General features: G+C 44.1%; 20 protein-coding genes and 2 tRNA genes. 3 read left to right on the forward strand and 19 right to left on the reverse strand.

All coding sequences use genetic code 11. The features are described from left to right. From B3M51_RS06885 to B3M51_RS06930, 10 genes are all read right to left on the reverse strand, one after another. On the reverse strand, window positions 1–317 hold a 317-nt coding region (locus tag B3M51_RS06885; protein ID WP_292757816.1), incomplete at its 3' end, for a GDP-mannose 4,6-dehydratase. A gap of 40 nt (window positions 318–357) precedes the next feature. Beyond that, complete coding sequence (gene glmS / locus B3M51_RS06890; protein WP_292757818.1) at window positions 358–2,256, reverse strand: glutamine--fructose-6-phosphate transaminase (isomerizing); 1,899 nt, start codon at window positions 2,254–2,256, stop codon at window positions 358–360. Between the two features lie 114 nt (window positions 2,257–2,370). Then, on the reverse strand, window positions 2,371–3,549 hold the full coding sequence (locus B3M51_RS06895) for a nucleotide sugar dehydrogenase (RefSeq protein WP_292757820.1): 1,179 nt from the start codon (window positions 3,547–3,549) through the stop codon (window positions 2,371–2,373). 49 nt (window positions 3,550–3,598) lie between these two features. After that, window positions 3,599–5,530, reverse strand: a complete 1,932-nt coding sequence (locus tag B3M51_RS06900; protein WP_292757822.1) for a polysaccharide biosynthesis protein — start codon at window positions 5,528–5,530, stop codon at window positions 3,599–3,601. Window positions 5,531–5,562: 32 nt separating this feature from the next. Then, window positions 5,563–6,450, reverse strand: a complete 888-nt coding sequence (gene rfbD, locus B3M51_RS06905) for a dTDP-4-dehydrorhamnose reductase (RefSeq protein ID WP_292757824.1) — start codon at window positions 6,448–6,450, stop codon at window positions 5,563–5,565. Further along, the gene (gene rfbC, locus B3M51_RS06910) at window positions 6,451–6,999 is read right to left on the reverse strand and encodes a dTDP-4-dehydrorhamnose 3,5-epimerase (RefSeq protein ID WP_292757826.1); all 549 of its coding nucleotides are present in this window, start codon (window positions 6,997–6,999) and stop codon (window positions 6,451–6,453) included. Further along, the gene (rfbA, locus tag B3M51_RS06915) at window positions 6,999–7,880 is read right to left on the reverse strand and encodes a glucose-1-phosphate thymidylyltransferase RfbA (RefSeq protein WP_292757828.1); all 882 of its coding nucleotides are present in this window, start codon (window positions 7,878–7,880) and stop codon (window positions 6,999–7,001) included. The genes rfbC and rfbA overlap by 1 nt, the downstream gene beginning before the upstream one ends. After that, entirely contained in the window at window positions 7,877–8,947 is a 1,071-nt protein-coding gene (gene rfbB, locus B3M51_RS06920) for a dTDP-glucose 4,6-dehydratase (RefSeq protein ID WP_292757830.1), read from the reverse strand. The genes rfbA and rfbB overlap by 4 nt, the downstream gene beginning before the upstream one ends. A gap of 125 nt (window positions 8,948–9,072) precedes the next feature. Beyond that, window positions 9,073–9,149 (reverse strand) — tRNA-Arg (locus tag B3M51_RS06925). Window positions 9,150–9,188: 39 nt separating this feature from the next. Beyond that, window positions 9,189–9,265 (reverse strand) — tRNA-Pro (locus B3M51_RS06930). 141 nt (window positions 9,266–9,406) lie between these two features. Here B3M51_RS06930 and folD point away from each other — a divergent pair. Further along, window positions 9,407–10,261 (forward strand): bifunctional methylenetetrahydrofolate dehydrogenase/methenyltetrahydrofolate cyclohydrolase FolD, encoded by an 855-nt coding sequence (folD, locus tag B3M51_RS06935; protein WP_292757832.1) that lies wholly within the window; start codon window positions 9,407–9,409, stop codon window positions 10,259–10,261. A 106-nt stretch (window positions 10,262–10,367) separates the two neighbouring features. Here folD and B3M51_RS06940 read toward each other — a convergent pair whose 3' ends face one another. From B3M51_RS06940 to B3M51_RS06955, 4 genes are all read right to left on the reverse strand, one after another. Continuing rightward, window positions 10,368–12,749 carry a phosphoketolase family protein gene (locus tag B3M51_RS06940; RefSeq protein ID WP_292757834.1) on the reverse strand — a complete coding sequence of 794 codons (2,382 nt, stop codon included), beginning with the start codon at window positions 12,747–12,749 and terminating at the stop codon, window positions 10,368–10,370. A gap of 13 nt (window positions 12,750–12,762) precedes the next feature. After that, the gene (locus tag B3M51_RS06945) at window positions 12,763–13,959 is read right to left on the reverse strand and encodes an acetate/propionate family kinase (protein WP_292757836.1); all 1,197 of its coding nucleotides are present in this window, start codon (window positions 13,957–13,959) and stop codon (window positions 12,763–12,765) included. 156 nt (window positions 13,960–14,115) lie between these two features. After that, window positions 14,116–15,498 (reverse strand): cysteine--tRNA ligase, encoded by a 1,383-nt coding sequence (gene cysS / locus B3M51_RS06950; RefSeq protein WP_292757838.1) that lies wholly within the window; start codon window positions 15,496–15,498, stop codon window positions 14,116–14,118. A 3-nt stretch (window positions 15,499–15,501) separates the two neighbouring features. After that, entirely contained in the window at window positions 15,502–17,169 is a 1,668-nt protein-coding gene (locus B3M51_RS06955; RefSeq protein WP_292757840.1) for a glutamine--tRNA ligase/YqeY domain fusion protein, read from the reverse strand. Between the two features lie 165 nt (window positions 17,170–17,334). Between B3M51_RS06955 and B3M51_RS06960 the strand changes: the two genes are divergently transcribed. After that, complete coding sequence (locus B3M51_RS06960; RefSeq protein ID WP_292757842.1) at window positions 17,335–17,916, forward strand: peptidylprolyl isomerase; 582 nt, start codon at window positions 17,335–17,337, stop codon at window positions 17,914–17,916. A 17-nt stretch (window positions 17,917–17,933) separates the two neighbouring features. Further along, the gene (locus tag B3M51_RS06965; RefSeq protein WP_292757844.1) at window positions 17,934–18,686 is read left to right on the forward strand and encodes a UDP-2,3-diacylglucosamine diphosphatase; all 753 of its coding nucleotides are present in this window, start codon (window positions 17,934–17,936) and stop codon (window positions 18,684–18,686) included. On the opposite strand, the gene B3M51_RS06970 is transcribed toward B3M51_RS06965, so the two are convergent. The 5 genes from B3M51_RS06970 to trmD form a co-directional block, all read right to left on the reverse strand. Further along, window positions 18,683–19,402 (reverse strand): thioredoxin fold domain-containing protein, encoded by a 720-nt coding sequence (locus B3M51_RS06970; RefSeq protein ID WP_292757846.1) that lies wholly within the window; start codon window positions 19,400–19,402, stop codon window positions 18,683–18,685. The genes B3M51_RS06965 and B3M51_RS06970 overlap by 4 nt on opposite strands. A gap of 12 nt (window positions 19,403–19,414) precedes the next feature. Continuing rightward, entirely contained in the window at window positions 19,415–19,900 is a 486-nt protein-coding gene (locus tag B3M51_RS06975) for a YajQ family cyclic di-GMP-binding protein (protein WP_014706277.1), read from the reverse strand. Between the two features lie 69 nt (window positions 19,901–19,969). After that, the gene (xerD, locus tag B3M51_RS06980; protein WP_292757848.1) at window positions 19,970–20,875 is read right to left on the reverse strand and encodes a site-specific tyrosine recombinase XerD; all 906 of its coding nucleotides are present in this window, start codon (window positions 20,873–20,875) and stop codon (window positions 19,970–19,972) included. Window positions 20,876–20,990: 115 nt separating this feature from the next. Continuing rightward, entirely contained in the window at window positions 20,991–21,335 is a 345-nt protein-coding gene (gene rplS, locus B3M51_RS06985) for a 50S ribosomal protein L19 (protein WP_292757850.1), read from the reverse strand. 13 nt (window positions 21,336–21,348) lie between these two features. Further along, window positions 21,349–22,092 (reverse strand): tRNA (guanosine(37)-N1)-methyltransferase TrmD (gene trmD / locus B3M51_RS06990; RefSeq protein ID WP_292757852.1); only part of this gene is annotated, 744 nt, incomplete at its 5' end.

The following is a 22,092-nucleotide window of genomic DNA, read 5'->3' on the forward strand; positions in this document are numbered from 1 at the left end:
TCGGCATTCGCTGTGTATTCCGGGGTTTCAAAACTGACCGCAACATGACTCATTGCGGCCAGGTTATAAATTTCATCGGGCTGAACCTGCTGGATAATACGAATCAGATTAGTTGAATCAGTCAGGTCACCATAGTGCAGAATAAAATTTTTATTATCGACATGTGGATCCTGATATAAATGATCGACACGATCGGTATTAAATAATGAAGCACGTCGCTTTATGCCATGAACAATATAGCCTTTTTCTAACAATAGCTCCGCTAGATAAGCACCATCCTGACCAGTGATACCAGTTATTAATGCAACTTTTTCCATTTAAATCTCTGCTTATTTTTTATGTGTTAACTAGGTTAATTTATTCAACAGTAACCGACTTTGCTAAATTACGTGGTTGATCGACATCTGTGCCTTTAATTAAAGCAACGTGGTAACTGAGCAATTGAAGGAGAATATTGTAGGTTATCGGGGCAGTAATACGGCCTACGTTCGTGGTCGCTTTAATAACCTTAAAACCAGACTCAGAACTGATATCCGAACGCTCATCTTCAAACACAATCATCTGACCACCGCGGGCTTTTACTTCATGAAGATTGGATTTGAGTTTTTCCAGCAGATCATCGAGCGGAGCAATAGCAATTACTGGCATATTTTCATCAATCAATGCCAATGGACCATGTTTAAGCTCACCGGCAGGATAAGCTTCTGCATGGATATAACTGATTTCTTTAAGTTTTAAAGCACCTTCAAGCGCGATGGGGAACATGGTGCCGCGTCCCAAAAAGAGTGCGTGCTGTTTATCTGCAAAAGCCTGAGCAATGTCCTTGATTTCTTGTTCGTGCATTAAGGCATTTTGAATCAGGTTGGGTAATTTCTGCAGGCCTTGTGTGATGTGTTTCTCACGTTCACGAGTGATACGTTTTTTCACTTTACCAATACAGGTTAGCAATAAAGCTAATGCCACTAATTGAGTGGTAAAAGACTTGGTTGAGGCAACACCAATTTCCGGGCCGGCGTGAGTGAGATAACAAAGATCAGCTTCACGAGTCAGACTGCTTTCTGCCACATTACAAATGGATAAAGTTTGAATATTTTTTACTGCATTTGGATAATCAGCGGCATAGGCTTTAATTTGCTGCAAAGCTGCCAATGTGTCAGCAGTTTCGCCAGACTGGCTGATGGTGACAAAAAGCGTATTATCTTCAATGACTGGATTTCGATAACGAAATTCACTGGCTACTTCGACCTGACATGGCAGTCGAACAATGTCTTCTGCCCAATATTTCGCCACCATACCTGCATGATAACTGGTACCACAGGCAATAATATGCATCCTTTCAATACTTTTAAAAATGGATTCTGCACCGGGACCAAAAGTGGAGACTAATACCTGATCTTGTGTTACTCGCCCTTCAAGTGTGTCAATAACGGCCTGAGGCTGCTCGAAGATCTCTTTGTGCATGTAATGACGGTGTTCACCAAGTTCTACCGCCGTGATATTTAACGAGGATTGCTTGATTGGACGGTCAACTTTCTCACCGGTCACGGAGCTGTAAATCTCAATGCTCTCGCGTGTCAATTTAGCGACATCACCATCTTCCAGAAAAATGAAGTTCTGGGTAACGGGTAGTAAGGCAGATACATCGGAAGCAATAAAATGCTCACCGATACCAATTCCGATTACTAATGGACTGCCTTTGCGGGCGGCTATCAGCGTATTCGGCTCGTCGGTGGCAATAACACCAAGTGCATAAGCACCTTCAAAATCTTTAATCGCTTCCACCACGGCATCAAACAGGGAAAGATGGGTGCGACTGGCAGTTGGAGAAGCATCACCGTATAAATATTGATATATGGAATGGGCGACCACTTCTGTATCGGTTTCAGAGGTAAAACGATACCCCTGGTTTGTCTGTTGCTGTTTTAAAAGCTGATAGTTTTCGATGATTCCATTGTGTACAACAGCAACACGGTGATTGCATATGTGTGGATGAGCATTATTTTCGGAAGGTATTCCATGTGTGGCCCAGCGCGTATGGGCGATGCCCATCTGACCAGAAAAGCTGCTGTTTTCGCCATCGATTTTGGCTTCAAGCTGCTTAATTTTACCAAGCGAACGAACCCGATGAATATTGGCGTCAGCATCCATAAGCGCAACACCGGAAGAGTCGTAGCCTCGATACTCCAGCCTGCGTAGTCCTTCCATCAAGATTGGCGCTACATTTCGCTCAGCAATACCACCGACTATTCCACACACTGATTGCTGTCCTCCAAATAAGCAAACAAGGATTATACATCAGCAACCTTATAAATAATGCCCTTCTATCATCAATAAAACGTATTAGCTGTTGAGAGCTTCTGGCAAATCTGATTAATCCTGACCAAACAAATCTCGTGTATAGATTTTATCTTTCACATCCTGAATATCATCTGTTATACGATTGGCAATAATTAATGAGGATTGTTGTTTGAATGCAACTAGATCATTGACCACTTTTGAACGGAAAAACTCGGCTTCTTCCAACACCGGTTCATAGACGATAACTTCTATACCCTTGGCCTTAATACGTTTCATAATGCCCTGTATTGCCGATGCTCTGAAGTTATCTGATCCCTGTTTCATCACAAGTCGATAAATACCCACAACTTGTGGATTTTTCTTAATAATCTGTTCGGCAATAAAGTCTTTGCGGGTGGTATTGGCATCGACAATAGCCCGAATCAGGCTATTCGGCACAGTGTCATAGTTGGCCAACAGTTGTCTGGTATCTTTTGGCAGGCAATAACCGCCGTAACCGAACGAAGGATTATTGTAGTGGTCGCCGATACGAGGATCCAAACCAACCCCTTCAATAATTTGCCGGCTATTTAAATTATGGGTTTCTGCATAACTGTCGAGTTCATTAAAATATGCGACCCGCATTGCCAGATAGGTGTTTGAAAACAGCTTGATCGCCTCGGCTTCGGTTGGGTCGGTAAATAACACAGGCACATCTTTCTTCACCGCGCCTTGCAACAGCAAATCTGCAAATAAACGAGCACGATCACTCTGTTCGCCTACGACAATGCGTGAAGGATAAAGATTGTCGTACAACGCTTTACCTTCGCGTAAAAATTCGGGCGAAAAGAAAATTTTATCCGTGCTAAATTTGGCTCGAACAGTTTGAGTGTAACCCACAGGAATAGTTGATTTTATCACCATAACAGCTGATGGATTTATCGCCAGCACATCCTGAATAACCGCTTCAACTGAATTGGTATTAAAGGTATTGGTTACCGTATCGTAATCGGTTGGTGTAGCAATGATGACAAAATCAGCTTTTTCATAAGCTTTTTGCTTATCCATTGTGGCATGAAGATTTAACGGTTTATTGGTCAGAAAATCTTCAATTTCGTTGTCGACAATTGGTGATTTTTTGGCGTTAATCAAATCAACTTTTTCAGGAACGATGTCCAAAGCAGTCACATGATGATGCTGTGCCAGCAAAACGGCCAGTGATAAACCAACATAACCTGTTCCAGCAACTGCAATATTGAGTGTTTTTTCCATAAAGTCTGTCTCTTTATCAAGGTATTTCTAAATAAAATACAGGCGTATTTTACTGGTTAACGACAACTTTTTGACTGAGCCAGTCTTCAATACCACATTGCGGCATAAAGCCATCGACATATTTGCCTAATATCACTCTTATTTGTACATAATCTGCAATGCTCACAGCATGCTGTAAATCGGTCAGAATCAGTTGCAGATCGGTCCAGGCAATCACGCTTTCCTGTGCCCTCATGATCTTTTGATGCTCTGTCTGGCTGACATTTTCGCCAATCAATAACTCTTCAAATAACTTTTCACCAGGACGTAAACCGGTATAGGTGATTTCAATATCACCATCGGGATTTTCGGCATTTCTTACTGTAAAGCCACTGAGATGGATCATTCGGGTTGCCAGATCAACAATTTTTACTGCAGACCCCATATCCAAAACAAACACATCCCCCCCCTGCCCCATAGCACCAGCTTGGATAACCAGCTCAGCCGCCTCTGGAATAGTCATAAAATAACGGATGATTCGTGCATCAGTCACTGTAACAGGACCACCTTGTGCTATCTGTTCACGAAATAATGGAACTACTGAACCAGAGGATCCAAGTACGTTACCAAACCGTACCATAGTAAAACGGGTATCTGAGATTTGTGCCAAGGCTTGTAAAACCAACTCGGCCATACGTTTGCTAGCACCCATCGTATTAGTTGGTCGAACGGCTTTATCTGTAGAAATCAACACAAAGGTTTCGACTTTTGCCGCAATGGCCGCCTGAGCACAATGCAGAGTGCCGAAAACATTATTACGGATGCCTTCCCCAACATTTTTTTCAACCATAGGTACATGCTTATATGCTGCAGCATGATAAATAGTCTGTACCGAAAAATGCTGACAAATTGATGTCAAACGAACCCGATCAACAACAGAGCCCAGTAAAGCAATCACTTCGACTCCACTTTCCAGGCTACAGAGCTCCTGTTCGATTTGATACAAAGCGAATTCACTGATTTCAAACAATAACAATCTGCTGGGTTTAAGCTTGATGATTTGCCGTGTTAACTCGGAGCCAATAGAACCACCGGCACCTGTGACCATGACGCACTTATCAGTGATATTCGCTGTTAATAGTTGTGGATCGGGTTCAACGGCTTCTCTACCCAGTAAGTCTGCAATATCCACTTCCTGAATATCTGAAACTTCAAGTTTGCCCTCGGCAATATCAGTTAAATCCGGCAAGGTACGGATATGCACTGGTAGCTCTTCAAGAGAGCGCAGAATTTCACTGCGACGGCTTCTGGAGGCAGATGGCATTGCCAGCAGCACGTCTCTTACCTTGAATTTATCAATAAGCCTTACCAAATCGCGATGTCGATAAACACTCAAACCATTAATCTGTTGGCGATAAAGCGTTGGGTCATCATCAATAAAGGCAACCGGGCGTAACTGTCTGCCCATACGCAACAATGCAGAAAGCTGCGCTCCAGCCTGGCCTGCACCATAAATCAATACCGGAGGAACATATCGCTCCATAACATTGCTTAATGAAATATGCCGATTCGCAAACAACCAGCGGGCATAAACTCTTAAACCACCAATTATTACAAACAAAATCAGTGCGTTAATAATATAAACTGTTCTTGGAACCAGACCGGCTGCAGGTCCGGCTAAAACTACAATTGTTGCAAAAATAAGTGTGAATAAAGCTATGGCCTTGGAAATTACCCACATAACATCCAAACCGATATAACGGACAATTGCCCGATATAAACCAAGTTTGATAAAAATGGGAATCGCTATCAGTGGCGCACTAATAAACAGCCACCACTGACTTGATGGAGGCACATAAAGTGTGCTCAACCGGAGCGAATAAGCAGCCCACAGTGCGAACATGACCACAGCATAATCAATGATAATACTGATTATGCGTTTGGTGGTTCGTGGACGATTCAAAAACCATTGCATCAGTCGGTTGAAATGGTTTTTAAACATTTTCCAATCCTAAGTCAGCGTAATGAAAACTATTAATCGTGGCGCTCGTCGGTTCTCATTACCCATTGCAGACTTGACTGCCAGTCAGGTAGTTGCACCCCGAAAGTATTGAATAATTTAGAATTATCCATACAGGAATTCAGCAGTCGTTGTGCTTTGGTAGGGTAGGCCGAAGTAGGGATTGCATTTACAACTGGAACCTTCATGCCTTCATGGGCTGCTAATTCGAAAATTTTATCAGCAAATGTTTTCCAACTGGTTTTACCTGCGGCACTCATGTGAAAAATACCTGAATGCTTTTCCCAAAAGTCAGGAATCAGTTTTGATTGAACTATGATATGCGCTGTTGCATCAGCAATATGACGGCTCCAGGTCGGAGACCCAATTTGGTCATCGACAATGTTCAACTTATCTTTCTCTCTAGCAAGTCGAAGCATGGTATTGACGAAGTTTTTACCACGTCGGTCATACACCCAACTCACTCTGAATATTAAATATTTGCAACCAGAGTTAATAACCGCCTGCTCACCTTCTAATTTTGACTGACCATAATAATTCAGTGGGGCAGGTATATCCTGTTCATTCCAGGCTCCTTTTTTATGGCCGTCGAACACATAGTCAGTTGAGTAGTGAATCAGTGCAATATCAAGTTCTTTAGCCAGCTGAGCCAGTAAACGCGGAGCCACTGCGTTTACCTGATGTGCTAGCATTTGTTCAGTTTCAGCTTTATCAACCGCGGTATAAGCGCCTGCATTCACAATTAAATCCGGCTTTAATTGCCGGATAAAATCAACGACTTTATCAGCTTCCGTTAAATCTAAACTTGTCCGGTTAGTTGCAATCACCTCACCAAGACATGCAAGGCTGCGATGTAACTGAAAACCAACTTGACCATGTGAGGCGATGAGTAATATTTTCATCTAGAAATAGTCCGCCTGATTGAATTCAACCGCATTCCGGTCTTTATCTGAAAGAGTTGGCTGTAAGCTATCTGATATCGGCCATTCTATTCCAATAGTTTTATCGTTCCACAGAACAGAACGATCATGCTCAGGAGCATAATAGTTAGTTGTTTTATACAAAAAATCAGCTGTATCACTTAACACAAGAAAACCATGTGCAAAGCCTTCAGGAACCCAAAACTGTTCCTGGCCTTCAGCAGTCAGTATTGTGCCGGCCCATTGTCCAAAAGTTGGAGAGTCCCGTCTCATATCTACAGCTACATCGTAGACTTTTCCAGCCGTTACTCGTACCAGTTTCCCTTGGGGCTGTCTGATTTGATAATGTAATCCCCTTAACACCCCTTTGGAAGATCTTGAATGATTATCCTGCACAAAATCCACATTCATACCAATCAAATCATCAAAAACTTTTTTATTATAACTTTCCAGGAAAAAACCTCTTTCGTCCCCAAACTTTTTGGGTTTTAGGAGTTTTACATCTGGGAGGTTAGTATTAAAAACCTGCATTAATAAATGGTCTCATTAAGAAGATTCAAAAGATATTTTCCATAGCCGCTTTTTAGCAATGGTTGTGCCAATAATTCTAACTGTTCGTCATTAATATAGCCCATGCGATAGGCAATTTCTTCCGGGCACATCACTTTCAGACCCTGGCGTTGTTCTAGAGTTTGAATAAACATTGATGCATCCAATAGGGAATCATGTGTTCCGGTATCCAGCCAGGCCATACCACGCCCCATTACCTGCACATTGAGTTGACCATTATCCAGGTAAGCCTGATTTACATCGGTAATCTCAAGTTCGCCACGCGCGGAAGGTTTGAGATTACGGGCAATATCGACCACCTGATTATCGTAAAAATAGAGGCCGGTAATCGCATAACGGGATTTTGGCTTAGTGGGTTTTTCTTCAATGCTTAACGCTTTTCCGTTTTCGTCGAAAGCAACAACACCATAACGTTCCGGATCGCTCACCGGATAGGCAAAAACGGTTGCACCTTCTTTATTATTATCAGCATCTTGCATCATATCGGCCAAATCATGACCGTAATAGACATTATCGCCCAGTACTAAAGCGCAATCATCATCTCCGATAAAATCAGCGCCAAGAGTAAAAGCCTGGGCTATACCTTCCGGTTTATCCTGAACAATATACTGTAGATTCAAACCCCACTTACTGCCATCACCGAGTAATTGTTCAAGGCGTGGAGTGTCTTGAGGGGTGGAAATAATACAGATGTCTCGCATGCCCGCCAGCATCATGGTAGCCAGTGGGTAATAAATCATCGGTTTGTCATACACCGGCAACAGTTGTTTACAGATGGATTGGGTTACCGGATATAAACGTGTGCCGCTACCCCCTGCAAGTACAATTCCCTTACGACTCATTTATTGTCTCCCAGTCCTAGTCTTTGTTGCTGATAACTGCCATCCATCACGTTTTCACACCATTGACGGTTATCTAGATACCACTGAACCGTTTTTCGTAAGCCCGTGGCAAATGTTTCCTGAGGTTTCCAGCCCAGTTCGCGTTCAATTTTGCTGGCATCAATGGCATAACGCGCATCGTGTCCAGGGCGATCGGTAACGAACTCAATCAGGTTTTTATGCGGACGATGCGGTGAGTCAGGCAATAGTTCATCGAGAATCTGACAAATCAGTTGTACCACTTCCAGATTGGTATGTTCATTAAAACCACCGACATTATAGCTTTCGCATAATTTGCCTTCCGCCAGCACCAGTCTTAAGGCTCGCGCATGATCATCGACATATAACCAGTCACGAATATTTTCACCTTTACCGTAAATAGGCAGCGGTTTACCAGCAAGCGCATTGTTAATCACCACTGGAATTAATTTTTCGGGGAACTGGTACGGACCATAGTTGTTGGAACAGTTAGTCATTAACACTGGCAAACCGTAAGTATGGTGCCAGGCACGAACCAAATGGTCACTGCCTGCTTTTGTTGCAGAGTATGGTGAATTAGGCTGGTAAGGAGTGGTTTCAGTAAACAGACCAGTTTCGCCTAATGTGCCATAAACTTCGTCGGTAGAAATATGATGAAAGCGGAATTTCCCGGCATCATCAGCGGATAATGTTTTCCAGTATTTTCTGGCCGCCTCAAGCAAAATATAAGTACCGACCACATTGGTTTGCACAAAATCTGCGGGGCCATCGATTGAACGATCAACATGCGATTCAGCTGCAAGATGCATCATGGCACTGGGCTGATATTGGGAGAAGATTCGATCCATTGCCTCAGCATCACAGATATCAGCTTGCTCAAAATGGTAATTTGGCGAAGCATCAATGTCGGTTAATGATTCGAGATTGCCAGCATAAGTCAGTTTATCGATGTTGATTACTGTGAAATCGGTTTCAGAAATTAATTGGCGAATTAATGCTGAACCTATAAAACCGGCACCGCCAGTTACGAGCAGGGTATTTTTATTCACGTTGCTGAGTTCACTATTAAATTTGAGAAATTCAGATATGCCTTCCTTGGTCAGGTGAAAGTTAGCACCGACAAGGGCTAAAAATCAACTTGAAAGTTTGTCGCAAATTTTGAAATAGAGAGAGATGGTACGCCCGGCAGGACTCGAACCTGCTACCCTCGGCTTAGAAGGCCGATGCTCTATCCAGATGAGCTACGGGCGCATTTATAACTAAGTGAGGATAATTAAGCAGTCAATAAAGTGGTCGGGGCAGAGAGATTCGAACTCCCGACCCTCTGGTCCCAAACCAGATGCGCTACCAGACTGCGCTATGCCCCGACTTATCCAAGGACAGACATCCTCGAAGAAGGCGAAATAATACGCTGATGCTGATAGCGAGTCAACAGCACATTTATATTTTTTGCCGTGGCTAACGCAACGTGCGATCATAGCCGCTTTTGAAAGGCCGGAACCCACAGAATGACTGCTCAAATCATCGACGGAAAAACAATTGCTACCGAGCTAAAACAGAAAATCAAAGCTTCGACCCAGATGCGTCTCGCTACAGGCAAACGTCGGCCTGGGCTGGCTGTGGTTCTGATTGGCGACAATCCGGCATCCCAAGTCTATGTGGGTAGCAAGCGCCGTAGCTGTGAAGAGGTGGGCTTCAAGTCCGAATCATTTGATTTACCTGAAACCACTACAGAACAAGAACTACTAGACCTGATTACACAGCTGAATGAAGACGATGAGATTGATGGCATTCTGGTGCAATTACCATTACCGGCACATTTCAATACTGATGTGATTATTGAACATATTGCACCGCACAAAGATGTTGATGGTTTTCATCCTTATAACATCGGTCGCTTGGCTCAACGTAATCCACTTTTACGTCCATGCACACCGAAAGGTGTGATTACCATGATGCAATCTGTTGGAATTGATCTTAGAGGTAAAGAAGCAGTGGTCGTTGGGGCTTCAAATATAGTGGGTCGACCAATGGGGCTCGAATTATTACTGGCCGGATGCACTACTACCGTTTGTCATCGCATGACCAAAGATCTGGAATCCCATGTTCGCCGTGCAGAAGTTCTGGTGGTCGCTGTTGGTAAGCCTGGTTTTATTCCTGGTGACTGGATCCGTGATGGCGCTGTTGTTATTGATGTAGGTATTAACCGTCTGGAAAACGGTAAATTAACCGGTGATGTGGAGTTTGATAAAGCCAGTCAAAAAGCATCATGGATTACTCCAGTGCCAGGCGGTGTTGGTCCGATGACCGTAGCCACTTTACTTGAAAACACTTTGTTTGCTGCTGATCAATTACATCCATAAATATTAAATTGCCCCTCCTATTTTGGAGGGGCACCCAAGGGCTTGTTGATTTTCATCTCCGCCTCTGTTGTGAGCTGAAAGAGCAACAAGCCCTAGAAATTTCCGATTAACTATTCCACTGCCATTCCCGAATTTCAGGTAAGTCCTGGCCATGCTCCCGAATATAGTCATCATGTTCTGCGAGCTTCTGTTGAATAAATAACTCGATTTCGGACACTTTCTCGCTGGGCAGCTCTGTTAAATGTTTGACGGCATTTTCCAGCAGATGAAATCGATCCAGACCATTAATAACCGCCATATCAAACGGTGTGGTGGTGGTCCCTTCCTCTTTGAATCCATGGACATGCAGGTTTTTATGATTGGTACGGCGATAGGTCAATCTGTGTATCAGCATTGGATAACCATGATAGGCAAAAATAACCGGTTTATCTTCGGTAAATAATGCATCAAATTCATCTTCTTCAAGCCCATGTGGATGTTCACTGGGTGATTGTAATTTCATCAAGTCCACCACATTGATCACCCTGACTTTCAGCTCTGGTACAAACATATTCAGTAATTTTACTGCAGCCAGTGTTTCCATCGTCGGCACATCACCGCAACAGGCCATCACCAGATCCGGTTCGTTGCCATTATCATTACTGGCCCATTCCCAGACGCCTACACCTGCGGTGCAATGTTTTACCGCCGACTCCATATCCAGCCATTGTGGAGAAGATTGTTTACCGGCAACGACAACGTTTACATAGTTTCGGCTGCGCAGGCAGTGATCGGTGACAGATAAAAGTGTATTGGCATCAGCTGGAAGATAAACTCGTACCACTTCCGCTTTTTTATTCACAACATGATCAATAAAGCCCGGATCCTGATGCGAAAAACCATTATGATCCTGACGCCAGACATGCGATGACAAAAGATAATTTAATGAGGAAACGGGTTTACGCCAAGGGATCTGATTACAGATTTTCAGCCACTTGGCATGCTGATTAAACATCGAGTCGATGATATGAATAAAGGCTTCATAGCAGGAAAAAAAGCCGTGCCGACCGGTTAACAGATATCCTTCCAGCCAACCCTGACATTGATGCTCACTGAGCATTTCCATCACTCTGCCATCTTTGGACAGCTTGTCATCACCCGGAATCATCTCACCCATCCAGGTTCTACCGGTAACCTCAAGCACATCCTGCCAGCGATTGGAGTTATTTTCATCGGGACTGAACAAGCGGAAGTTCCTGGCTTCAAGATTCTGTTGCATCACATCACGCAAAAATTTGCCCATTACCCGGGTGGCTTCGCCTTTCGTACCTCCGGGCTTTTTGACTTCTACGGCATAGTCACGAAAATCCGGTAAAGCCAGGTCTTTCAGTAGCTGACCACCATTGGCATGGGGATTTGCACCCATTCGGCGATTGCCTTCAGGTGCTAAAGCCGCCAGTTCAGCTTTAAATTTGCCATTTTCCTCGAATAATTCTTCCGGTCGATAACTTTGCATCCATTTATTAAGGATTTCGAGATGACCTTCCTTATCCATATCTCCCATCGGCACCTGATGAGAACGGAATGTGCCTTCGGTTTTTTTACCATCCACTTCTGCTGGACCTGTCCAACCTTTTGGCGAACGTAAAATAATCATTGGCCAGCGGGGACGCAGATGCACGCCATGTTCACGTGCATCATTCTGAATATGGCGGATTTGTTCCATGGTTTTATCCAGTGTTGCCGCCATCAGTTGATGCATCTGCTGTGGATCATCGCCTTCGACAAAGTAGGGCGTGTAACCATAACCATAAAACAAGGCTTCCAGCTCATCATTGGGGATACGCGCCAGTACTGTCGGGCTGGCGATTTTGTAACCATTCAAATGCAATATTGGTAATACCGCGCCATCATGCTGCGGATTCAAAAATTTATTGGAATGCCAACTGGTCGCCAATGCACCAGTTTCTGCTTCACCATCACCGACCACACAAGCCACAACCAAATCAGGATTATCAAATGCCGCACCATAGGCATGGGATAAGGCATAACCTAACTCTCCCCCTTCATGAATTGAACCAGGTGTTTCTGGTGCAACATGACTGGGGACGCCACCGGGAAAGGAAAATTGTTTGAATAAACGTTTTAAGCCCGCTTCATCTTCAGAAATCTCAGGATAGGTTTCACTATAAGTGCCTTCCAGATAGGTATTAGCAACCAACGCCGGCCCACCATGACCCGGCCCGGCAATGTAGATCATATTAAGATCACGTTGTTTGATAACACGATTTAAATGCACATATATAAAGTTGAGTCCGGGGGTCGTACCCCAATGACCCAACAGACGTGGTTTGATGTGTTTTGTCTGAAGCGGCTGCTTTAACAATGGGTTGTCATAAAGGTATATTTGTCCCACTGACAAATAATTTGCGGCACGCCAGTAGGCATGCATTTTATCCAATAAGTCCTGATCCAGTGGTTGTAATGTATTTGATGGTTCAAATGTCATTTTGCTTTTCCCCTTAATGATTCAGGTTCAATAGATCGCACATTGATTGCGCAATCATTAATTCTTCGTTGGTCGGGATGACCCAGACAATAACGCTACTTTGTGATGTAGAAATGCGCAGAGCATTTTGCTGATTTAATTCGTTATCCAGTTCAATGCCGATAAATGCCAGTTGCCGACAAATCTGTGTTCTGATTTCCGCTACGTTTTCACCAATCCCGCCGGAAAATACCAGGGTATCCAAACCGCCTAACGCTGCCGCATAGGCACCAATCTGTTTACATGCCTGATAACAAAAAACGTCTATGGCTTCTTCGGCATTTGTGTCATCCGAACGCTTTTCCAATAACTGCTGCATATCACTGGTAGTGGTTGAAATCCCCAACAAACCAGATTGCTGATTAATCATTGTTTCAAACTGTTCACCGGTCATGCTTTCACTTCGGTTAAGAACACCGAATAACCCCGGATCGAGCTCACCACTTCGAGTCCCCATAACCAGGCCAGCCGCTGGCGTCATTGCCATTGTCGTATCAATAGATTGCCCATTTGTGACAGCGGTCATGCTGGCACCATTACCCAGATGCGCCAAAATTATCCTGTCTTGATTGGCTTTTTCAGCATTATGCTGTTGTAACACCTGCATTAAATATCGATATGACAGGCCATGAAATCCGTATCGATAAATACCTTTTTCATAATATTGACGGGGAATGGGGAGTAATTTGGCTACTGTTGGCAGATTCTGATGAAACTCAGTATCGAAACAGACCATTTGTTGTAACTGAGGAAAATGCAGGTCAAACGCTTCTATTAATTGAATTTCACCGGGTAAATGCTGCGGATCAAGAGAGGTTATTGCTGATAAATCGTTGAGTAATTGTTTGGTGACCCATTGCGGATTTTTATACTGATGACCACCGTGAACAATTCGATGCCCAATAGCTTTAACTGAGCTGATATCAATATTTTTATAGACCCACTCTATCAATACCTCAACAGCCTGCTGATAGTTATCAGCTTTGATATCTACAGACGACTCTTCAGCATGAATCGAGTTTGTGACGCGCAGCTTGGCCGTAGGCAATCCCAGACCTGTGAGCTTGCCGGATAAAATGGGGGTAAGCGATTCGGTTACGTTATACAACGTAAATTTGATACTGGATGAACCGCCGTTGATAGTCAGTAAATACGTTTTATCTTTGGGCATAATCGATCCATTAGATTAAATTCGATCATGCCCACACTAAAACGCTTTGTATAGCCGGGAAGAAGATTAATAATGTTGGTGTTGATTCAGATCAATCTATGATAAGAAAGGATAGATACATGCCAGCAGCCATTTGTAGGCGGCTGAATGGGTAAGCTAGATTTTCCGCCAACTGGTTTTGCCTGCTGAATCCTCCAGCACAATTCCCATCGCCGTCAGTTCATCTCGAACTTGATCTGCGCGTCCCCAGTCTTTTGCCGCCCGGGCTGCATTTCTGTCAGCAATCAATTGTTCGATTTTACCGGTTTCATCTTGTTGACCACCGGTAAGAAAAGTCTCAGCAGATTGCTGAAACAAACCAAGTACTCCACCAAAGGCTAATAATAATCCGGCCAGATAGGCTGATTTTTGATCATCGTTTTCTTCGCGTGTTTTGTTCAGTGCCTGACGTACATCAGCCAGAACAGATAATGCCAGTGCAGTATTAAAGTCATCATCCATCGCTTCACGAAAACGTGGTGCAAATTCTAAATCATCCTGCCAGTTAACAGTTTCAGGTGTGATATCACGCAAGGAATGATAAAAACGGGTTAAGGCCGTTTTGGCCTGCTCCAACTGATCTTCTGCGTAATTTAAAGGGCTACGGTAATGACTCATTAAGATGAAATAGCGGACGGCTTCTGCCGGATATTTCGCCAATACTTCACGTACGGTAAAGAAATTACCCAGAGATTTGGACATCTTTTCATCATCAATCCGTACAAAACCATTGTGCATCCAATAGTTCACACTCTGGCAACCATGGGCACCTTCAGATTGAGCAATTTCATTTTCATGATGTGGAAACTGCAGATCCTGTCCGCCGCCATGAATATCAAAATGATGGCCCAGGCATTCGGCCGACATCGCTGAACATTCAATATGCCAGCCCGGCCGACCAGGCCCCCAGGGGGATTCCCATGCTGGTTCTTCAGGTTTTGCTGCTTTCCATAAAACAAAATCCAGCGGATCGGTTTTCGCTTCATTAACTGCAATGCGTTCGCCGGCGCGTAAATCGTCTACCTGTCGACCAGAAAGTTTGCCATAACCCGAAAACTCACTGACGTCATAATAGACATCACCATTTTCAGCAACATACGCCAGACCTTTGTCGATGAGAGTCTGAATCATATCAAGCATAGGTTGCATGGCTTCGGTGGCGCGAGGCTCACGGTCTGGTCTGAGTACACCTAAAGCATCTGCATCGGCGTGCATTTCCTTGATATAGCGCTCAGTCAATGTCTGAATTGTTTCGCCGTTTTCCGCAGCACGTTTAATGATCTTGTCATCTATATCGGTGATATTACGAATATAGGTCACGTCATAACCACTAGCCCGCAGGTAACGCGTGACCACATCAAAAACCACCATTACCCGTGCATGACCAACATGACAGAGGTCATAGACCGTCATACCGCAGACATACATTTTAACCTTGCCTGGCTCTATCGGTTTAAAGAGTTCTTTCTGCTTGGATAAGGTGTTGTGGAGTTTTAACATTTTTTATTTATCTGAAGTCTCTTTTAAACCAATGGTCAGATTGAATACCGGCGTCTCGGCGCTGTGATCATATCGATCACTGACAAAATAGCCTTCTCGTTCAAACTGAAAAACAGTTTCCGGTTGGCAATTCACAATGGCCGGTTCGGCAATCGCTTTAATGACCTTTAAAGAATCCGCGTTAACGTCATCAAGATAGTTACCGGTTGCTTTTCCCGGTGCTTCCGCCAAAAACAGTCTGTCGTATAAACGCAACTCGACTGCTTTACCTTCTGTAGCTGAAACCCAGTGAATAACGCCGCGTGGTTTCATTTCAGCTGGAGGATTCTGGCCAACTGTATCAGGCACTAATGAGGCAATCACTTCAATAACGTCACCATTTTCATCCTTGATAACGTTTTCAGCCTTAATGACATAAGCACCGCGTAACCGCACATAATCGCCAATCACCAGACGTTTGAACTTTTTCCGGCTCAGACTGGTGTCTTCGGTAAAGTCAGAGGCATCAATAAAAATCTCTTTGGTGAATGGTAATGCACGCTGCCCCATGGCTTCCTGTTGAGGATGATTCGCGACTTCCAGCCATTCAACGCTTTCATCAGCATTGGTAATGGTCACTTTCAAAGGAGCCAACACGCACATGGCACGTGCTGCGTTTTCATTCAAATCTTTGCGGATCTCAAATTCCAGCTGGGCAATATCCACAACACCATCTGTTTTAGCCACAGCCAGACCGTCACAAAAAGCGCGTAACGCTGCAGCTGTGTAACCGCGCCTTCTCATACCTGAAATCGTTGGCATTCTGGGATCATTCCAGCCGGCCACGATTTGCTCATCGACCAGTTGTTTTAAATTGCGCTTACTGGTCACCGTGTAGTTCAGATTCAGACGGCCAAACTCATACTGCTTTGGTTGTGAAGGCACGGGCAGATTTTCAATAAACCACTCATACAACGGACGATGGTCCTGAAATTCCAGCGTGCAGATACTGTGGGTGACGCCTTCAATCGCATCGCCTTGGCCGTGGGCAAAATCATAGCTAGGATAAATACACCATTTGTCACCGGTTTGATGATGCGATTTCTTGCGTATACGATAAAGAATCGGATCACGCAAATTCATATTAGGTGAAGCCATATCAATTTTGGCACGCAACACACAAAAACCTTCGTCAAAATCACCATTTTTCATTTTTTCAAATAAAGAGAGGTTTTCTTCTACGCTGCGATCACGAAATGGCGATTCCTTACCCGGTTTGGTCGCCCAGCCCCGGTATTCACTGGCTTGCTCGGCGGTGAGATCACAAACATAGGCTTTGCCTTGTTTGATCAGATGAACAGCCCAATCATAAAACTGCTCAAAATAGCTTGATGCATAACGTACGTTACCCGCCCACTGAAACCCCAGCCACTGAACGTCTTCCATGATGGCTTCAATGTATTCCTGCTCTTCTTTGGCTGGATTGGTATCATCAAATCGTAAATGACAATCACCACCAAACTCTTCCGCTAAACCGAAATTCAGACATATAGACTTGGCATGCCCAATATGCAAATAGCCATTGGGCTCAGGGGGGAAACGGGTAACAATTTTTCCGGTCACCCTGCCAGAATCAATATCTTCCTGAATGATGGGACGTATAAAATTATGATTGACGGCAGATTCTGACATATTGAATATTTACAGTTAAATGTGAACGCGCATTATACGCTGTCAGCAGCGTCGGGTAACAGTGCTGTTTCGTTATGCTGACTCTAAAAAGGTCTATTTGTCTTCACCTGAATTGCTTTGATGCACTATCATGTTGCTTTTTAGCAATTTTGGATGCAAGTCACCATGAAATTACTTTATCGCCATCTGGCCCCCCTGTTTATTGCTTCATTTTCGCTGGCCGCCCACGCGGAAGGCGGTAGCGCCCACCCCAAAGTGAAGCTCAGCACAAATCACGGCGATATTGTTATCGCGCTGAATGCTGACAAAGCGCCTGAAACGGTCAAAAACTTTATTCAATATGTTGAATCCGGCTTTTATGATGGGACCATTTTTCATCGTGTCATTGAAAACTTTATGATCCAGGGTGGTGGATTTGATGAGTCCTTCAAACAGAAAAAAACCGAAGCATCCATCCAAAATGAAGCCGATAACGGCTTAAGCAATAAAAAAGGCACTGTCGCGATGGCTCGGACAGGTGATCCGCATTCTGCAACAGCCCAGTTTTTTATTAATACCAAAGACAATGACTTTTTAGATCATCGTGATAAAACCATGCAGGATTGGGGTTATGCGGTGTTTGGTGAAGTCATTGAAGGTATGGATGTGGTGGATGCCATTCGCAAAGTAAAAACTACTATGCGTGGTGGTCATCAGGATGTTCCTGCAGAAGCTGTGGTAATTGAAAAAGCGATTGTGGTCGAATAATTCATCGTTCCATTCAAATGAAAACTCTGTTTATTTCAGATTTACATCTTAGTCCTGGCCAGCCGGAGCTTATCCGGCTGGCCACTGATTTTGTTGCGCAGCAGGTTAATGTCGATGCGTTTTATATACTGGGTGATATTTTTAATACCTGGTTGGGAGATGATTTAGTCCCGGCTGAATTTGATCCGTTTATTCAAGCATTACAAAAGCTTCAGCAACAAGGCAGCAAAATTTATCTGATGGTGGGCAACCGGGATTTTATGCTGGGTAAAGCTTTTGCCAGACGGGTAGGCGGTAGCTTGCTGGAAGATCCCGTCATGATTGATGTGTACGGACATAAAATATTATTAATGCATGGGGACAGTTTGTGCACTGATGATGTGAGTTATCAGCGTTACCGGAAAGTGGTGCGAAACCGCTGGCTCCAAAAATTATTCCTGGCAATGCCTTTAACGGTTCGCCAAGGAATTTCCGATAAAATCAAAGCCAAAAGCAAACAGCAGAAACAGTACAAACAGGCACAGATTATGGATGTGAATCCTGCTGCTGTCAGACAGGTAATGCAGCAATATAATGCCCGTCTATTGCTTCACGGCCATACTCATCGTCCCGCTATTCATACACTGCAATCTTCGCAAAACATTGCAAATTATCGAATCGTATTAGGGGATTGGCAACCTGATGCGAGTTATATTGAAATTACCCCTGAGAAAATACGCTTAATCGATAAACGTTTGCCCGAGGGGCAAGCTATACTCTCACTTAATTAGCCGAGATATTCATCCAGAATTTCGCGCAATTTCTGTGGTGGCACGTATCCGGGTAACATCTGACCATCTTCAAGGAAGATTGCCGGCGTACCACGCACTCCTAGCTTGCCACCAATTTCAAACTGGTCGGCTACTGGATTGTTTTCACAAAGAGATGTTTTCTTCACTTCTCGCTGGGCTTTCGCATCCGTCATAGCTTTTTGTTGATCCTTGGCACACCAGACTTCAATTAATTTGTTGGCCGATTCGGATTCTGCACCTGCGCGAGGGTATGCCATATAGCGAATAGTGATACCCAAATCATTGTAGTCTTTTACCTGGCGATGCAACTCACGGCAGTAACCACAATCAACATCAGTAAAGACGGTAACGGTGTAATCCGGTTTTTTGGCGGCAAAGATAATCATATCATCTTCATCTATACGATCCAGCAAAGACTTTTTCACTTCCATTCGACGCACTTCAGTAATGTTTTCACGCGTTTCCAGCGCAAGTAAATCACCTTGTATCAGGTATTGACCATCTGCCGTGAAGTAGTAAATACGATCATCAATAACAGCTTCATATAAACCACTTTTGCCAACTGGTGATAGTGATTGCAACTGCATATCGGGTAATTGTTTATTGAGTTCAGCTTTGAGTTCTGTCATCTCATCTGCATGTGCCAGACTCATGCAGAGCAATAACGGCAACCATACCAATCGGCTTAAATTCATTTGTTGTTTCTCTTAATCTCGAAAATTATTGAATTGCAGCGGCATATCAATCGAATCATGACTTTTCAACAGCGCCATAACCTGTTGCAGATCATCGCGTTTTTTGCCGGTCACTCTGACACTATCGCCCTGTACTGCTGCCTGCACTTTAATTTTGCTTTCTTTAATCAGTTTAACGATGGTGCGTGATAGATCTTTTTCGATGCCTTCACGAACCAGCACATCCTGCTTTCGCATCTTGCCATAACCCACAGGATCCTTAAGTTCAAGACAGCTGATATCAATACCGCGTTTCACCAGTTTCATTCTAAGAATATCGAGCAACTGATCTAATTGAAAATCACTGTTGGCAAACATGGTCAGCGTTTTGTCAGACTGCTCGACTTTGGCATCGGTTCCGCGGAAATCAAAGCGGTTATCCAGTTCACGATTTGCCTGATCGACAGCATTGGTCAGTTCATGCTTGTCTACTTCAGAAACAATATCAAATGAGGGCATCTAGCTTCTCCCAATCAAATTAAATTTTTAACCCGACAGTTTAACATCAGCATACATGGCAGCGGAAAATCAACCACGTGGATGATGCTGATTATGCATTTGCTGGAGTCTGGCTTTGGCAACATGGGTATAAATTTGGGTAGTGGACAAATCAGCATGCCCAAGTAAAAGCTGAACCACTCGTAAATCTGCCCCGTGATTCAGTAAATGGGTGGCGAATGCATGTCGTAACGTGTGTGGTGAAAGCGGCTTATCAATATGCGCCAGTTTGGCGTAACGTTTGATAATGTACCAGAATGCCTGTCGGGTCATTGAATGTCCCCGCCGGGTCGGAAATAAATCATCCGTCACTTGACCTTGTAATAACTGAGGTCGACTTTCAAGCAAATACAATTGCAACCAGTCCAATGCCGTTTCGCCTAAAGGAACCAATCTTTCCTTATTACCTTTACCAATGCAGCGTATTAACCCCTGACGCATATTGAGTTGTTCAAAGGTTAAAGCCACCAGTTCAGATACCCGTAAGCCAGTGGCATAAAGTACCTCAAGCATCGTTCTGTCGCGCATACCCAAAGCCGTTTCTGTATCTGGTTGCGCTAACAGATTGATAACATCCTCTTCTGACAAACTGCCCGGCAATGATTTACCCAGTCTCGGAGACTCCAGCATGGCAGTAGGATCTGAATCACGAATGGCTTCCCGACATAAATAGCGGTAAAAACGACGAAGGCTGGATAACAGGCGTGCATCGCTGCGTACTTTTTTACCATCGCGCATTCGTTGCTGAAGATAACGCTGAATATGTTCACGTTCCGCATTGGCCAATGTCACATCAAACGGCTGCAACCAACTGGCAAAAGCCACTAAATCATGTTGATAGGCCGTCACAGTATTATCGCTAAGCCCTGATTCAAGCCATAACGAATCGAGAAAACTCTGTAGATGACCTTCGTGTTTATCAACAGCTTGTTTCATTGAATTAATTCAGTTGGACTATATTGCATGTCGATTTAACCGCATAAAAAAAGGACAAAGCTGAAAATCAACTTTGTCCCTTTTTCTGTAATGACGGATCAATCGATCCGCTGAATTACAATTTCTCTTTAATACGTGCCGCTTTACCAGTCAGATCACGCAAGTAGTAAAGTTTCGCACGGCGAACATCACCACGGCGTTTCAATTCAACACTGGCGATGGTTGGGCTGTGAGCCTGGAAAACACGCTCAACACCAACACCGTTAGAGATTTTGCGAACAGTGAAAGCTGAATGCAAACCACGGTTACGTTTAGCGATAACAACGCCTTCAAAAGCCTGCTCACGTTCACGCTCACCTTCTTTGATACGAACCTTGACAACAATTGTGTCACCGGCAGAAAAATCCGGAATATCGGATCTTATTTGTTCAGCGTTAAGCTGATCGATAATGTTACTCATTGTTTGCTCCCAACTAATCCTGCCCGCGCTCGGCAATAAATTCTTCCAATAAAGCAGCCTGTTCTGTTGTTAATGTCATCGATTCCAACAAATCAGGTCGCCGTAACCATGTTCGTCCTAAGGACTGTTTGAGGCGCCACTGACGTATTGCCTCATGATTTCCACCTAACAGTACGGCTGGTACTGTCTGGCCATTTAACTGTTCCGGGCGGGTGTAATGTGGATGGTCCAGCAGACCACTCATAAACGAATCCTGCTCAGCAGATTCGGCATCACCCAGCACCCCGGGTAATAAACGGGCAATACCATCAATCATCACCATGGCTGCCAGCTCACCCCCGCTGAGGACATAGTCACCTATCGACCATTCCTCATCAATTTCCTGTTCGACCAATCGCTCATCAATACCTTCGTAGCGACCAGCCAGCAGAATCATCGATTCACGTTTGGCCATTTCGCCTAACGCATGCTGATTCAGCTTTTGTCCCTGTGGTGATAAATAAATGACTTTCACATCATCACCAAGTTGTTGTTTTGCTGTTTTAATCGCATCCAACAAAGGACTGACTTTCATTACCATCCCGGGGCCACCGCCATAAGGTCGGTCATCCACGGTCTGATGTTTGTCGGTTGTAAACTCTCGCGGGTTTAAATAATTCAGGCTTAATCTGCCCTGTTTTACCGCCCTGCCGGTTACACCATATTCTGTTATTGCCGCAAACATCTCCGGAAACAATGAGATTACTGACAGCTTCAT

The organism is Methylophaga sp. UBA2689 (assembly GCA_002354555.1).
In the GTDB taxonomy this organism is placed as follows: domain Bacteria; phylum Pseudomonadota; class Gammaproteobacteria; order Nitrosococcales; family Methylophagaceae; genus Methylophaga.